Origin of the sequence: Mesorhizobium sp. B2-1-1, assembly GCF_006442975.2 — a bacterium.
In the GTDB taxonomy this organism is placed as follows: domain Bacteria; phylum Pseudomonadota; class Alphaproteobacteria; order Rhizobiales; family Rhizobiaceae; genus Mesorhizobium.
Genome location: NZ_CP083954.1, coordinates 637,055 through 650,765 on the forward strand (window position 1 = coordinate 637,055; position 13,711 = coordinate 650,765).

The window sequence follows — 13,711 nt, forward strand, 5'->3', positions numbered from 1 at the left end:
GATATCCTGATTTCTCTTGAGAGGGTGTCACCCCACCCGGCGCTACGCGCCGACCTCCCCATCGAGGGGAGGTAGGACGTCGGCGTGACCCCCGCCACGCTCAAAGAGGCTTCTCCGAAACGTGTCCCTTGGCCGTCGTGAATGAAGCCGTGACCTTCGACCTCCCCATCATGGGGAGGTCGGCGCGAAGCGCCGGGTGGGGTGAAGGCTCCAACAGAGATTTGTCCGCTCACTTGACGGCTCCTGACGTGATGCCGCGGATCAGCTGCCGCGAGAAGATGACGTAGAGGATCAGCACCGGCATGATCGCCAGCGAGAGCGCGGCCAGGATGGCGTTCCAGTTGGTGACGAACTGGCCGAGAAAGAGCTGCGCGCCGAGCGTCACCGTCTTGGTCTCTTCCGACGGCGCCAGGATCAGCGGGAACCACAGATCGTTCCAGATCGGGATCATGGTGAAGACGGCGACTGTCGCCATCGATGGCCGCACCAGCGGCAGCACCAGCCGGAAGAAGATGGTGTATTCCGACAGGCCGTCGATGCGGCCGGCGTTCTTCAGATCGTCCGACACCTGCCTCATGAATTCCGACAGAATGAAGACGGCCAGCGGCAGGCCTTGCGCGGTGTAGACCAGGATCAGCGCCGTCAGCGTGTTGACCAGCCCGCTCGCCACCATCAATTGCAGGATGGCGACGGTGGCCAGCCGGATCGGGATCATGATGCCCAGCGCCAGATAGAGGCCCATCAGCGTATTGCCGCGAAAACGGTATTCCGACAGGGCGAATGCCGCCATGGCGCCGAACAGCAGCACGAAGAACAGCGAGGCGACGGTGACGACGAGGCTGTTCTGGAAATAGTGGATGAAATCGCCCTGGCCGATCACCGTGGTATAGCCGATCAGGTCGAAGGTCTTTGGCGTCGGCGGTGTCAGCGGCGCGCCGAATATGCCGGCGCGGGATTTGAACGAATTCATGATGACCAGGATCACCGGGAACAGCGCGATCGCCGTGTAGGTCAGCAGGATCGCATGAGCGCCGATCGTGCGGGGCAGCGAACGGGTGGCGGTGCTCATTGGATGGTCTCCTGAGGAGCTACTTTGCCGAGGAACAGCACCCAGCCACCCCCCTCTGGCCTGCCGGCCATCTCCCCCGCAAGGGGGGAGATTGGCAGCTTTGGCGCCGACACATCTCCTGCATCGCTGGTGGCTGGCGAAGGCCGTGACAACAGCTGATCTCCCCCCTTGCGGGGGAGATGTCCGGCAGGACAGAGGGGGGTGCTCGAGCTCGACATATCGCCCCCTAAAACTGATATCGACGCAGGCGCGTCTGGATGAGGAAGAGGTAGACGCAGACACCGCCGAGGATGATCAGGAACATGATCGTGGCGATGGTCGCGCCCATGTTGGGGTCGCCGACCTGCAGCTGGAAGCCGAAGAATGCGCGGTAGAGGAAGGTGCCGAGAATGTCGGTCGAATAATTCGGCCCGGCGAGCGCGCCCTGCGCGGTGTAGATCAGGTCGAAGGCGTTGAAATTGCCGACGAAGGTCAGGATCGAGATGATGCCGATCGAGGGCAGGATCAGCGGCAGCTTGATCTTCCAGAACTGCGACAGGCCGGTGATGCCATCGCATTCCGCCGCCTCTATGACCTCATTGGGGATCGACAGCAGCGCGGCGTAGATCAGCATCATGGGGATGCCGACGAACTGCCACACCGAGACCAGGCTAAGCGCGGTCAGCGCATACTGCTCCTTGCCGAGCCATGGCGTGAACAGGCTTTTAAGGCCGACCAGGTCCATCATGTGCGGTGCCACGCCCCATAGCGGCGACAGGATGAGCTTCCAGGCGAAGCCGACGATGACGAAGGACAGGATGGTCGGCACGAAGATCGCCGTGCGGTAGAAGGCCGAAAAGCGCAGCCTGGGGCTGGACAGAAGTGCGGCCAGCAGTACGCCGATCGGGTTCTGCACCAGCATGTGGATGATGAAGAACCAGACATTGTTGCGCAGCGCGTTCCAGAAATTCACCGACCAGTTTGGATCGCCGAACAGGGTGCGGAAGTTTGCCAGCCCGACGAAGACCTGGGATTGCTCGATGTTGCGGAACAGCGACAGCTGCAAAGTGCCGGCGAGCGGCAGGATCATGATCGCCGTATAGACGAGCACCGCCGGCGCCAGGAAGACGGCGATATGCCAGCGGATCGGTCTTTTCGGTCGTGCTTGTGCGGCCATGAGTTCGGTCCCCACCGATCAGGTCTGGGAAAATGCTTTCGACAACAGCGGTGCCCCTCATCCTTACCCTCTCCCGGTGAAGAACGGAGAGGAGGTCGCCAGCGTTGCGGCAACTCCCTTTCTCACCGTCACTGTACGGGGAGAAGGTGCCGGCAGGCGGATAAGGGGCGGCGCCGTCCTTCGCAGTCGATGCTATCGAAAAACGCTGGGCCGTCCACTTGGAACGGCCCAGCTCATTGCCCGAGCCTTACTTGGCGGGCTTGTACCAACTGTCGAGGCCGTCCTGCAGCTTCTTGGCAGCGGCTTCCGGCGTATCGGTGCCGTTGATGACATTGGCCGATTCGACCCAGGTCTCGTTCTCGAGGTTCGGCGTGCCGCGCGACAGGATCTGGTAGGTCGAGCGGATCGTCGACTTGCACTTGCCGCGCCAGGAGACGAATTCCTGCGCCAGCGGGTCTTCCATCTTCACCGGCGAGGAGTTCAGGCTGAAGAAGCCCGGCAGCGCGTTGGCGTAGATGGTGGCGAAATCCGGCGAGGCCACCCAGGACAAGAAGGTCTTGGCCGCATCCGCATGCTTGGAGCCCGCATTCAGGCCCATGCCGATATCGGTATGGTCGGAGATGTAGCAGGTATCGCCGGCCTTCTCGACCGGCGGCGGGAAGGCACCCATCTTGAACTGGGCCTGAGTGTTGAACAGGCCGATTTCCCACGAGCCGGCCGGGTAAATGGCGGCGCGGCCGAGCGTGAACAGGTTCTGGCTGTCCGGATAGGTCTGCGCCTCGAAGCCGTCGCCGAGATAGGGCTTCCACTTGGCCAGTTCCTCATAGGGCGCGACCCAGTCCTTGTCGGTCAGCTTCTGCTCGCCCTTGATGAGGGCCGCGCGGCCTTCCTCGCCCTTCCAGTAGTTGGGGCCGATGTTCTGGTAGCCCATGGTCGCGGCTTCCCAGAGATCCTTGGTGCCCATCGCCATCGGGATGTAAGTGCCGTCGGCCTTGATCTTGTCGAGCGCGGCGAAGAACTCGTCACGGGTCTCCGGCACCTTGATGCCGAGCTTGTCGAAGGCGTCCTTGTTGTAGATGAAGCCATGGATGACCGACGCCATCGGCACGCAGAAGGTCGCCTTGCCGTCGTCGGTCTGCCAGGCGGACTTGGCCACCGGCGAGAAGTTGTCCATGCCCGGCAGCGAGGAGAGGTCCGCGAGATTGCCCTTCTTGAACAGCTCGAGCGACTTGTCGAACGGGCGGCAGGTGATCAGGTCGCCCGCCGAACCGGCGGCGAGCTTGGCGCCGAGAGCCGCGTCATATTCGGTCGGCGCCGAGGGCGCGAACACCACCTTGATGCCGGGGTTCTTGGCTTCGAAAGCCGGGATCAGCTTGTCCTTCCAGATGGCAAGGTCGTCGCCGCGCCAGCTTTCGATGTTGAGCGTTACGTCCTCGGCGTAAGCCACCCCGGCGGAGCCGAGAATGCTGGTGCCCAGAAGCAGTGCCGTCAGTAGTTTCGTTGTCATGCTCAGTCTCCCTGTTGACCTTTTTCAGGTTCGGTTTTGATGAGAACAGAGGCGTTGCGCCCCTTGCTCCCCTCGCAAGCCTGTTTCACCCCGATGGACACCGGGATGAAACAGGCTCTATTTCTTTGTTCGAGCATGATCTTTTCCGAAAAGCGGTCTCCACTTTTCGGGATCATGCCCCAGCGCGGAAAGGGCCGGCCGCAGCTTCTGGCCGGCCTCTTCCAGTATCTTCTGCGCCGTGTCGGCGCTGTCGGCGCCGGCGGCAAGCAGAATGGCGGTCTTGACCGCACCGCCGCTCTTTTCGAGCAGGCGGGCCGCGTCGTCGCGGCTGCCGCCGCTGATGGCCGCGACGATCCGCGCCGCGCGGTCGCGCAGCTTGCTGTTGTCGGCCATGAGATTGACCATGTAGCCGTCATGGACATGGCCGAGATGGATGGCGGCGAGCGTCGACAGCATATTGAGGGCGATCTTCTGGGCCGTGCCGGCGCCCATGCGCGTCGAGCCGGCGATCACTTCCGGCGGCGTTTCGAGCAGGATGGCGATTCCAGACAGACGCAGCAGAGCCGAGTCCCGGTTGTTGGCGATGCCGATGGTGGCCGCACCGCGACGGGCGGCTTCCTCGATCGCCCGCAGTGCATAGGGCGTCGTACCACTGGCCGAGATTGCGATCAGGCAGTCGCCCTTGCCAATGCCGGCGTTGGCGACCGCTGTCGCGGCCTCCTCTTTATCGTCTTCGGGGCCGCCGGCCAGCGTTCTGAAGGCCTCATCGCCGCCGGCGATCAGGATGGCGATGCGGTCGCGACGGATGCCGAAGGTGCCAGGCAGTTCCAGCGCATCGGCAAGCGCCATCAGGCCGGAGCTGCCGGCCGCGGCATAGGCGAGCTTGCCGCCGCCCTTCAGGCTACCGGTGATGATCTCGGCCGCTTCGGCGATGGAGGGAATGGCGTTGCGCACAATCTTCGCCGCCTCGACCTGCGCATCGGCCAGCGAAGCAAGGATCGCTTCGGGAGCCTGGATATCCAGCCCCTCAGCATTCCTGTGCAGCGCTTCGGTGCGCGTTTCGGCCATCCCAATTCCTCCAATTCGGAAAACAATACCAAAAAAATACCACTTGTCCACACGCATTAACGAATTCGCCGCACCGAAATCGCTGGCGCAGGTAAATGGCCAAGTTTTTCAGTGAAATACGCTCTAATCTTTTTGCAGCGGAAATTAACCCTTGGCTATTGGTATTTTATTGGTATTATCGGCCTGGAGGAGAAATCACGTGAAATTCGTGCTTGGCATCGATGGCGGCGGCACCAGCTGCAGGGCGGCCTTGGCAATGGCGGACGGCACGGTGCTCGGCCGCGCCAAAAGCGGCGCCGCCAACATCCGCACCGACCTGACCGGCGCCCGGTCGAACATCGTCGAGGCGGCGCGGCAAGCCTTTGTCGCGGCTGGCCAGGATCCGGACCTGATCCCGCAAACACCGGCCATTCTCGGCCTCGCCGGCGCCAATGTCGGCACCTACCGGCAGCAGCTCGAGGCGATCCTGCCGTTCAGCACCAGCCGCGTCGAAACCGATGCCGAAATCGCGCTGGAAGGCGCAGTCGGTTCCGGCGACGGCGCCATGGCGATCCTCGGCACCGGCACCGCCTACATGGCGCGCAAGAACGGCAAGTCGCGTGCCATCGGCGGCTGGGGCTTCCAGGTCGGCGACCAGGGCAGCGGCGCCCGCATCGGCCGCGACCTGCTCGAACAGACCCTGCTTGCCCATGATGGCGTGCGAGCGCGCACGCCGCTGACCGATAGCATGATGGCCGTGTTCCGCGACAATCCGGAGGATGTGGTCGAGTTCACCACCAATGCCAAGCCCGGCGATTTCGGCGGCTTCGCCCCCAAAGTGTTCGAACATGCCGAAAAAGGCGACGCGGTCGCCAACTGGATCCTCGACAAGGCGGTCGCCGATGTCGAGGCCTCGCTTGGCGCGCTGGAGTTGGCGGCAGACGCGCCGCTCTGCCTGCTCGGCGGGCTGGCGCCGCTCTACGCGCCGCGCTTGTCTGCACGCTATCGGGCGCTGCTTCGGGAGCCGCTCGACGATGCGCTCGGCGGCGCCGTGCAGATGGCGGTCCGCCTGTTCGCGCCGAGGGGAGCGGCTCGATGAGCGACGCCGCCGACCAGATCTTCGCCGCGCTGAAACAGTCCTCGCAAAGCGGTGCGCCGCTCTACCTGCAACTGCGCAAAAGCATTGAGGATGCCGTCAATCGCGGTCTGATCGGGCCCGGCGACGCGCTGCCTTCCGAGCGCGACATCGCCATCAAGGCCGATATTTCGCGTGTCACCGTGCGTAAGGCGGTGCAGGACCTCGTCAAGGGCGGCATCCTGGTCCAGCGCCACGGCTCCGGCACCTTCGTGGCGCCGCGCATGGAGCGGGTCGAGCAGTCGCTGTCGCGGCTGACCTCCTTCACCGAGGACATGGCGCGGCGCGGCATGGTTGTGCGCTCGGCCTGGCTCGACCGCGGCCTTTACGCGCCCTCGCCCGACGAGATGATGGTGCTTGGCCTGTCGTCGAACGAATTGGTGGCGCGCGTGGCGCGCCTGCGCATCGCCAACGACACGCCGCTGGCGATCGAGCGCGCCTCGCTGTCGGCCAGCGTGCTGCCGGACCCCGCTGGAATTGGCTCCTCGCTCTACGCAGCCCTGGAATTGACCGGCAACAGGCCGGTGCGCGCGGTGCAGCGCATCTCGGCCGCCAATCTCGGCGACGGCGACGCGCGCCTGCTCGAAGTGCCGCCGGGCATTGCCGGCCTGCACATCGAGCGTATTTCCTATCTGGCGAGCGGCAAGGTGATCGAGTTCACCCGCTCCATCTACAGGGGCGACGCTTATGATTTCGTCGCCGAACTGCGGCTGACAGGGCCGAGCGAAGAGGGCCGACCATGACGACCGAGCCTAACAAATCGACGGAGCCGACCCATATGCGGCGCGAGATCGAGGAGATCCCGCAAGCCGTCGCCCGCCTGCTCGACGGTTCCGGTGCCGTACTTTCCGAAGCCGGCCGCGGCATTCGCGAGCGCGACCCGCATTTCGTCGTCACTGTGGCGCGCGGCTCGTCCGACCATGCCGCTACTTTCATGAAATACGCGGTCGAACTCACCGCCGGTCTTGCGGTGGCTTCGGTCGGCCCTTCCATCGCTTCGATCTATGGCCGCAAGCTCAGGCTCGGCGGCTCCGCGTGCCTGGCCATCTCGCAGTCGGGCAAGAGCCCCGACATCGTCGCCATGGCCGAAACCGCACGGGCAGGTGGCGCGCTGACCATCGCCGTCACCAACACCGCCGATTCACCGCTGGCGCGCGCCTCGGACCATGCGATCGACATCCTGGCCGGGCCCGAGCGCAGCGTCGCGGCGACCAAGACCTTCGTCAATTCCGCCGTCGCCGGCCTTGCTCTGATGGCGCATTCCACCGGCGACGAAGCGCTTCTCAAGGCGCTTGCCCGCTTGCCCGAGCATTTCGGCAAGGCGATCGCTTGCGACTGGATGAGCGTGCTCGTCGAAACGATCGAAAAGCAGAAGTCGCTGTTCATCCTCGGCCGCGGCCCATCCGCGGCGATGGCTAACGAAGCGGCGCTGAAATTCAAGGAAACCTGCGGCATGCATGCCGAGGCCTACAGTGCTGCCGAAGTCATGCATGGCCCGCTGGCGCTGATCGGCCCCGATTTTCCGGTGCTGGCCCTGGCCGCGCGCGACGCATCCGAACCGTCCGTGGCCGAAGCCGCCGACAGCCTGGCGGCCAAGGGGGCGCCGGTCTTCGTCACCTCGATGCTGGCGAACAAGGCCACACGCCTGCCGCATGTCGCCACCGGCCATCCACTGACCGATCCGCTGACGCTGATCGTGTCCTTCTACGTGTTCGTCGAGGCCCTTGCGCGCCACCGCGGCCTCGACCCGGATACGCCGCGCAACCTTCGCAAGGTGACGGAGACCGTATGAGCGACCGTTTCGCCCTGACTGGCGCCCGTATCTTCGACGGCGACGACTGGCATGACGGTCATGCCCTCGTCGTGCGCGACAGCCTGGTCGAGGCCATCCTGCCCACCGGCGCGCTTGCCGCGGATATGCGCCGCGTCGACACCGGCGGCGGCATGCTGACGCCGGGCTTCGTCGACATCCAGGTCAATGGCGGCGGCGGCGTCATGCTCAACGATCACCCCGATGTCGCCTCGATCGAGACCATCTGCCGGGCGCATGCGCCGTTCGGCACCACGGCGCTGCTGCCGACGCTGATCACCGATACGGCTGATATCACCGCCGCGGCGATTGCCGCCGGCGAGGCGTCGGCACTGCGGAAAGTGCCGGGGTTTCTCGGGCTGCATCTGGAAGGTCCACATCTGTCGATCGCCCGCAAGGGCGCGCATGACCCGGCGCTGATCCGGCCGATGACGGACAAGGACGAGGCGATGCTGATCGCGGCAAGAGCCAAGCTCCCGGTGCTGCTCACCACGATCGCACCCGAATCCGTCGAGGCGACCCGCGTGACGGCGCTGGCCAAGGCCGGCATCATCGTCAGCCTCGGCCATTCCGACAGCGGCTACGCCACGGCCAAAGCATTCAGCGAGGCCGGCGCCAGCGTGGTCACGCATCTGTTCAACGCCATGAGCCAGATCGGCAACCGGGAGCCGGGACTGGCCGGCGCCGCCATCGACATCGGCGGCCTGTCCGCGGGACTGATCGCCGACGGCATCCATGTCGATCCCGCCACCATCGCAATAGCGCTGCGGGCCAAAGAGGGGCCGGGCAGGATCGTGCTGGTCACCGACGCCATGGCGACGATCGGCACCGACATGACCTCCTTCACGCTCAACGGCCGCACCATCTACCGCAAGGACGGCAGCCTGCGGCTTGCCGATGGAACGCTGGCCGGCGCGGATCTCGACATGATCTCGGCTGTGCGTTTCACCCATCGCAGCGTGGGCGTGGAGCTTTCCGAGGCCTTGCGCATGGCGTCTCTCTATCCGGCGCAGGCGATCGGCCAGTCGCACCGGCTCGGCCGCTTCGCCAAGGGCACCGCCGCCGACATCGTTGCGCTTTCGGACGATCTCGACATCAAAAGGGTCTGGATCGGCGGCGACAGTGTTTTTTCGACCAGCGCCGGCGGGCAACGGTGAAAGCCGGCCATGGCTGACGTCGATTGCGTCGTCGCCGGAGCCGGCGTCGTCGGGCTCGCCATTGCCAGGGCGCTCGCCTTGTCGGGCCGCGAAGTGCTGGTTATCGAAAAGGCCGCCTCGATCGGCACCGTCACCAGCTCGCGCAATTCGGAAGTCGTTCATGCCGGGCTCTATTACGCGCCCGGAAGCCTGAAGACGCGTTTCTGCGTCGAAGGACGCGAACGGCTCTATGCCTATTGCCGCGAGCGTGGCATCGGCCATCGACGCACCGGCAAGCTGATCGTCGCCGTCGGACCGGGCCAGCTGCCTCGGCTCAATGCAATCCGGGCCAATGCGGAACAATGCGGCGTCGACGACCTCGATTTGCTGACCGCCGCGCAAGCAGAAAGCCTCGAACCGGCGCTGAGCTGCGCCGGGGCGCTGCTGTCGCCGTCGACGGGCATCGTCGACAGCCAGGGGCTGATGCTGTCGCTGCGCGGCGACGCGGAGGCGGCCGGTGCGTCGTTCGCCTTCCTGACCGCCGTCGCAGCGGCGACGGTCGAGGCCGACGGGATTCGTATCACCACGCGCGATGGCGACGGCGAGACGTTCGCGTTGAAAGCCGGCGCTTTCGTCAACGCCGCAGGGCTCGACGCGCAGGCGCTGGCCGGTAGCATCGAAGGGTTCCCGCCAGAGCTCGTGCCGCCGCTCTGGCTGGCGCGCGGCAACTACTTTTCGCTTTCGGACCGCTCGCCATTCTCGCGGCTGATCTATCCAGTGCCGGTCAATGGCGGCCTGGGCGTGCACCTGACCCTCGACCTCGGCGGCAGCGCGCGCTTCGGCCCCGACGTCGAATGGATCGGCCAGGCGGACTATACGGTGGATCCCGGCCGCAGCACGGTCTTCTATGACGAGATCCGGCGCTATTGGCCGGATCTGAGGGACGGCGCCCTGCTGCCGGCCTATGCCGGGATCAGGCCGAAACTGTCGGGCCCGAACCAGCCGGCGGCCGACTTCATGGTGCAGGGGCCGGCCGACCACCGCGCGGGCCGGATCGTCAACCTGTTCGGCATAGAGAGCCCGGGCCTGACGGCAAGCCTGGCGCTGGCCGAGCATGTCGTCGGTCTCTTGTTCCCCCGATAGTGCCCAGGCGACCGCACGAAACTGTCGCGATGCCTCCCGTCCAAACAAGCGGGATGAGGTATCCTTGCCTGGATCGACTTAGCTGGCGGGACTGCTTATGGAAAAAAGGTCCTTGTAGGTATCGCGCAGCAGATTCTTCTGCACCTTGCCCATGGTGTTGCGCGGCAATTCGTCGACGAAGACCACGCGCTTGGGATGCTTGTATTTCGCCACGCGCGCGGCAATGGCATTGAGTATCTCGGCAGCGGTGACGGTCGAAGCCGGCGAGCGAACCACGACGGCCGTTACGCCTTCGCCGAAATCGGGATGGGCAACGCCGATGACGGCACTTTCCAGGACGCCGTCAAGCGCGTCGATCTCGCTCTCGAGCTCCTTGGGATAGATGTTGTAGCCGCCCGAGATGATCAGGTCCTTGCCGCGGCCGACGATGTGGACATAACCGTCGGGGTCGATCATGCCGAGATCGCCCGTGATGAAGAAGCCGTCGGCGCGGAATTCCGCTTTGGTCTTTTCCGGCATGCGCCAGTAGCCGGAGAAGACGTTCGGGCCCTTGACCTCGATCATGCCGACCTCACCCTGGGCAAGCGGCCTGCCAGTGTCGGGGTCGGCGATGCGCAACGACACGCCAGGCAAGGGAAAGCCGACGGTGCCGGCGCGGCGCTCGCCATCATAGGGGTTCGAGGTGTTCATGTTGGTCTCGGTCATGCCGTAGCGCTCGAGAATGGCGTGGCCTGTGCGCTCGCGCCAGGCCCTGTGCGTCTCGGCCAGCAGCGGCGCGGAGCCGGAAACGAACAGGCGGATGTTTCTTGCCGCCTCGCGGGTCAACCCGTCCTGCTGCAAGAGCCGGACATAGAAGGTCGGCACGCCCATCAGCGCCGTGGCGTCCGGCAAGAGCGAGACGATGCGCCCTGCGTCGAATTTCTGCTCGAACAGCATCGAGGCGCCGGCCATCAGGATGACGTTGGTGGCGACGAACAGCCCATGGGTGTGGAAGATGGGCAGTGCGTGGATCAGCACATCGTCCGATGTGAAGCGCCAATAGTCGACCAGCACGCGCGCATTCGAGGCGAGGTTCTCGTGGCTGAGCATGGCCCCTTTCGAGCGGCCGGTCGTTCCCGACGTGTAGAGGATCGCCGCAAGATCGTCGGGACCGCGCGCGACGTCGTGGAAGTCGGGCGATTGCCGCGACGCCTGGTCCGCCAGCGATCCTTGCCCCTTGCCGTCGAGGGTGACGGCAAGGGCTCCGCATTTTTGCGCCAGGGCTTCGATGTCGGCTGCCCGTGCCGGATCGCAGACGACCAGCCGGGGCTCGGCGTCGCCGAAGAAATAGGCGAGTTCGGCCAGCGTATAGGCGGTGTTGAGCGGCAGGAAGACGGCGCCGGCACGCAGGCAGGCGAGGTACAGCAGCATAGCTTCCGGGCTCTTCTCGACCTGCACCGCGACCCGGTCGCCGGGCTCGACGCTAAGTTGCGAAAGCGCGTGCGCCAGTTGCGCCGAGCGCGCCAGCATGTCGCCATAAGTCAGCACGCGGCCGTCATCCGTCCGCATCAACAGGCGTCCGGGCTTCGGCATCCGGGACCGGAAAATGTCGAACAGATGATTGCTCATGAGGTCTTCCTGCGTCTGGCGGCCAAAGGCATGCATCCGACGGAGCCGGGCCTGTCTTCCGGTTCGGCCGCTTGCACGGCGCCAGACTGTTGGTGGTTCTTGCCGACCCGTCAAGCCCGCAAGGGCGGCTCCACGCGGCCGCCATGATCATGTCGCCGGCGAAAAGCGGAAGGCCTCGGCGGTGGGGGGCAAAGGCTTGGGGCGCGATGCGGCGCTACCGTGGGGTGCGCTCGGCCCTGGCGCTGGCCGGCTCTGATGCTTCGACCTGCTTGAAGCGCTCCATGCACATGGCTGCCGTCAGGCGATAGTGATTGAGCAGGGCTTCGACCGCGGCGTCGGCATTACCGTCCAGCGCATTTTCCGCGATCAGGCGGTGCTCCGCAAAATCGTCGCGCTGGACGCCTTCGCCGTTACTGGCCATTCGGCGGTAGCGGTAGGCGTGATCGGAAAGCTGGTCGCAAAACCCCACCAGCCATCGCGACCGGCAGGCCGAGATCAGCGCACGGTGGAAAGTGCGGTGCAGTCTCTCCCAGTCCGGATTGAGCGACGACAGATCCGTTGGCATGAGACGTGAGGTGCGCCCCAACCGATGCAACGCCAGAACCAGCTGTTCTTCCCATTCGGCGGTGCGGTGGGCGATGGATTCGCGAAGCGCCCGTTCCTCGAGCCAGCAACGGGTACGTGTCAATTCCTCGAGCTCTGCCGCGCTGACCGGCATGATGAAGAAGCCTCGCTGGTCATGCCGACCGAGAAGCCCTTCCGAAGCCAAGCGATTGAGAGCCTCACGAACCGGGGAAGCGCCGGCGCCATATTTGGAAACAACCCACTCAACCCGCAGCTTGCTCTCGGTTTCAAAGGCGCCCCGCAGAAGATCGGCACGGAGTTGATGATAGACAGTGCTGGCGAGCGTACTCTTCGAGCCTGTGCCGTCGTCATTCAGATTGGCAGCTGCGTATGTCAAAATCGGCTCCTTGTCCCCAAATCTGGTCTTGGGCAATTCGAGTCCGAGAAACAGTTCCCTTTCCGTACACGTACCCTACCGCGCGCGCCTCGACGCGCTCAAGCGGGAGATCGCGTCATTGTACTTTAGAACAAAGAAATATGCACGATCCTATATCTGGTCGAACGAAATCGTGTTCGGCTACAACCGGCGGAAATTTAACGTGTTTATATGCAGGATCACCTGTTCTTCCGTGCCTCCGCGCGAACCTCTTTTCCGTCGCGCGCAAAAGACACCGAACAGTGGGACCGAATCAGGCCTTTTATCCTGCCCATGGCTTTTGTCGCGGGGCCAGCCGCAGCGAAGCGCGCAGTGCAGGCCCCCGGGGTTGACCACGTGGGGAGATCCTGGCCTCCATCGGTTCTTGTGCGGTGCTTTTAGCCGGCTGCCTTGTCGGCCGCCGTCCTGATCGCCTCTATATTTGCCCGGTACGCTTCCACGCTGCCGCCCTTGAAGATGGCGGCGCCGGCCACCAGCACATCGGCGCCGGCGGCGGTCACCAGCGGCGCGGTTTCGGGCGACACGCCGCCGTCGATCTCGATGCGGATCGGCCGGCCGCCGATCAGCGCCTTGACCCGCCTCACCTTGTCGACGATTGCCGGAATGAAGGCCTGGCCCCCGAAACCCGGGTTGACGGTCATGATCAGGATCAGGTCGAGCCTGTCGAGCACGTATTCGATCGCACTTTCCGGCGTTGCCGGATTGAGCGAAACGCCGGCCTTCTTGCCGAGATTCCTGATCGTCTGCAGCGAGCGGTCGAGATGCGGCCCGGCCTCGGCATGCACGGTCATGCCGTCGCACCCGGCCTCGGCGAAGGCTGCCAGATAGGGATCGGCCGGCGCAATCATCAAATGGCAGTCGAAGAAAGCCTTGGTGCGATTGCGGATCGCCTTGATCACCGGCGGACCGAAGGTGATGTTGGGGACGAAATGGCCGTCCATCACATCGAGATGGATCCAGTCGGCGCCGGCTGCCGCGACGGCCTCGACCTCGTCGCCCAGCTTCGAAAAGTCCGAAGCCAGCACCGAAGGTGCGATCAAGGTTTTTTTCGTCATGATGACGGGGCCTTTCCGAGCGCCTTTTTCATCTGATCACTGCCT

12 protein-coding genes are annotated in these 13,711 nt (G+C 64.6%); 5 read left to right on the forward strand and 7 right to left on the reverse strand.

What is annotated here, in order from left to right:
* Nucleotides 1–229 precede the first annotated feature (229 nt).
* The 4 genes from FJ972_RS03050 to FJ972_RS03065 form a co-directional block, all read right to left on the reverse strand.
* Nucleotides 230–1,069, reverse strand: a complete 840-nt coding sequence (locus FJ972_RS03050; RefSeq protein ID WP_140524303.1) for a carbohydrate ABC transporter permease — start codon at nucleotides 1,067–1,069, stop codon at nucleotides 230–232.
* A 226-nt stretch (nucleotides 1,070–1,295) separates the two neighbouring features.
* Nucleotides 1,296–2,225 (reverse strand): carbohydrate ABC transporter permease, encoded by a 930-nt coding sequence (locus tag FJ972_RS03055; protein WP_140524307.1) that lies wholly within the window; start codon nucleotides 2,223–2,225, stop codon nucleotides 1,296–1,298.
* Nucleotides 2,226–2,472: 247 nt separating this feature from the next.
* Nucleotides 2,473–3,732, reverse strand: a complete 1,260-nt coding sequence (locus FJ972_RS03060; protein WP_140491603.1) for an ABC transporter substrate-binding protein — start codon at nucleotides 3,730–3,732, stop codon at nucleotides 2,473–2,475.
* A gap of 117 nt (nucleotides 3,733–3,849) precedes the next feature.
* Nucleotides 3,850–4,800 (reverse strand): N-acetylmuramic acid 6-phosphate etherase, encoded by a 951-nt coding sequence (locus FJ972_RS03065; protein WP_140524308.1) that lies wholly within the window; start codon nucleotides 4,798–4,800, stop codon nucleotides 3,850–3,852.
* Between the two features lie 199 nt (nucleotides 4,801–4,999).
* On the opposite strand from FJ972_RS03065, the gene FJ972_RS03070 reads away from it, so the two are divergent.
* Genes FJ972_RS03070 through FJ972_RS03090 form a run of 5 tightly spaced genes read left to right on the forward strand, consistent with a single transcriptional unit; the run spans nucleotide 5,000 to nucleotide 10,003 of the window.
* Nucleotides 5,000–5,878, forward strand: a complete 879-nt coding sequence (locus FJ972_RS03070; RefSeq protein ID WP_140491607.1) for an N-acetylglucosamine kinase — start codon at nucleotides 5,000–5,002, stop codon at nucleotides 5,876–5,878.
* Complete coding sequence (locus FJ972_RS03075) at nucleotides 5,875–6,657, forward strand: GntR family transcriptional regulator (RefSeq protein WP_140491609.1); 783 nt, start codon at nucleotides 5,875–5,877, stop codon at nucleotides 6,655–6,657. The genes FJ972_RS03070 and FJ972_RS03075 overlap by 4 nt, the downstream gene beginning before the upstream one ends.
* Complete coding sequence (locus tag FJ972_RS03080; protein ID WP_140491611.1) at nucleotides 6,654–7,706, forward strand: SIS domain-containing protein; 1,053 nt, start codon at nucleotides 6,654–6,656, stop codon at nucleotides 7,704–7,706. Before FJ972_RS03075 ends, FJ972_RS03080 begins: the two co-directional genes overlap by 4 nt.
* Entirely contained in the window at nucleotides 7,703–8,881 is a 1,179-nt protein-coding gene (gene nagA / locus FJ972_RS03085; RefSeq protein ID WP_140524310.1) for an N-acetylglucosamine-6-phosphate deacetylase, read from the forward strand. Before FJ972_RS03080 ends, nagA begins: the two co-directional genes overlap by 4 nt.
* 9 nt (nucleotides 8,882–8,890) lie before the next feature.
* Complete coding sequence (locus FJ972_RS03090) at nucleotides 8,891–10,003, forward strand: NAD(P)/FAD-dependent oxidoreductase (RefSeq protein ID WP_140524312.1); 1,113 nt, start codon at nucleotides 8,891–8,893, stop codon at nucleotides 10,001–10,003.
* 78 nt (nucleotides 10,004–10,081) lie between these two features.
* Here FJ972_RS03090 and FJ972_RS03095 read toward each other — a convergent pair whose 3' ends face one another.
* The 3 genes from FJ972_RS03095 to rpe all read right to left on the reverse strand — a co-directional run bounded on the left by FJ972_RS03095 (nucleotide 10,082) and on the right by rpe (nucleotide 13,666).
* Nucleotides 10,082–11,611 carry a malonate--CoA ligase gene (locus FJ972_RS03095; RefSeq protein ID WP_140524313.1) on the reverse strand — a complete coding sequence of 510 codons (1,530 nt, stop codon included), beginning with the start codon at nucleotides 11,609–11,611 and terminating at the stop codon, nucleotides 10,082–10,084.
* Between the two features lie 214 nt (nucleotides 11,612–11,825).
* Nucleotides 11,826–12,572, reverse strand: coding sequence for a GntR family transcriptional regulator (locus FJ972_RS03100; RefSeq protein ID WP_140493447.1), 747 nt, complete (start codon nucleotides 12,570–12,572; stop codon nucleotides 11,826–11,828).
* 416 nt (nucleotides 12,573–12,988) lie between these two features.
* Nucleotides 12,989–13,666: a ribulose-phosphate 3-epimerase gene (gene rpe, locus FJ972_RS03105; protein WP_140524315.1), complete on the reverse strand. Its 678-nt coding sequence runs from the start codon at nucleotides 13,664–13,666 to the stop codon at nucleotides 12,989–12,991.
* Nucleotides 13,667–13,711 lie beyond the last annotated feature (45 nt).

What these genes read in the sequence shown, in the direction of transcription:
- FJ972_RS03060 (WP_140491603.1), bottom strand. Translation starts at nt 3,732, where the DNA reads ATGACAACGAAACTACTGACGGCACTGCTTCTGGGCACCAGCATTCTC.
- rpe (WP_140524315.1), bottom strand. Translation starts at nt 13,666, where the DNA reads ATGACGAAAAAAACCTTGATCGCACCTTCGGTGCTGGCTTCGGACTTT.
- FJ972_RS03090 (WP_140524312.1), top strand. Translation starts at nt 8,891, where the DNA reads ATGGCTGACGTCGATTGCGTCGTCGCCGGAGCCGGCGTCGTCGGGCTC.
- FJ972_RS03065 (WP_140524308.1), bottom strand. Translation starts at nt 4,800, where the DNA reads ATGGCCGAAACGCGCACCGAAGCGCTGCACAGGAATGCTGAGGGGCTG.
- nagA (WP_140524310.1), top strand. Translation starts at nt 7,703, where the DNA reads ATGAGCGACCGTTTCGCCCTGACTGGCGCCCGTATCTTCGACGGCGAC.
- FJ972_RS03080 (WP_140491611.1), top strand. Translation starts at nt 6,654, where the DNA reads ATGACGACCGAGCCTAACAAATCGACGGAGCCGACCCATATGCGGCGC.
- FJ972_RS03095 (WP_140524313.1), bottom strand. Translation starts at nt 11,611, where the DNA reads ATGAGCAATCATCTGTTCGACATTTTCCGGTCCCGGATGCCGAAGCCC.
- FJ972_RS03050 (WP_140524303.1), bottom strand. Translation starts at nt 1,069, where the DNA reads ATGAGCACCGCCACCCGTTCGCTGCCCCGCACGATCGGCGCTCATGCG.
- FJ972_RS03075 (WP_140491609.1), top strand. Translation starts at nt 5,875, where the DNA reads ATGAGCGACGCCGCCGACCAGATCTTCGCCGCGCTGAAACAGTCCTCG.
- FJ972_RS03055 (WP_140524307.1), bottom strand. Translation starts at nt 2,225, where the DNA reads ATGGCCGCACAAGCACGACCGAAAAGACCGATCCGCTGGCATATCGCC.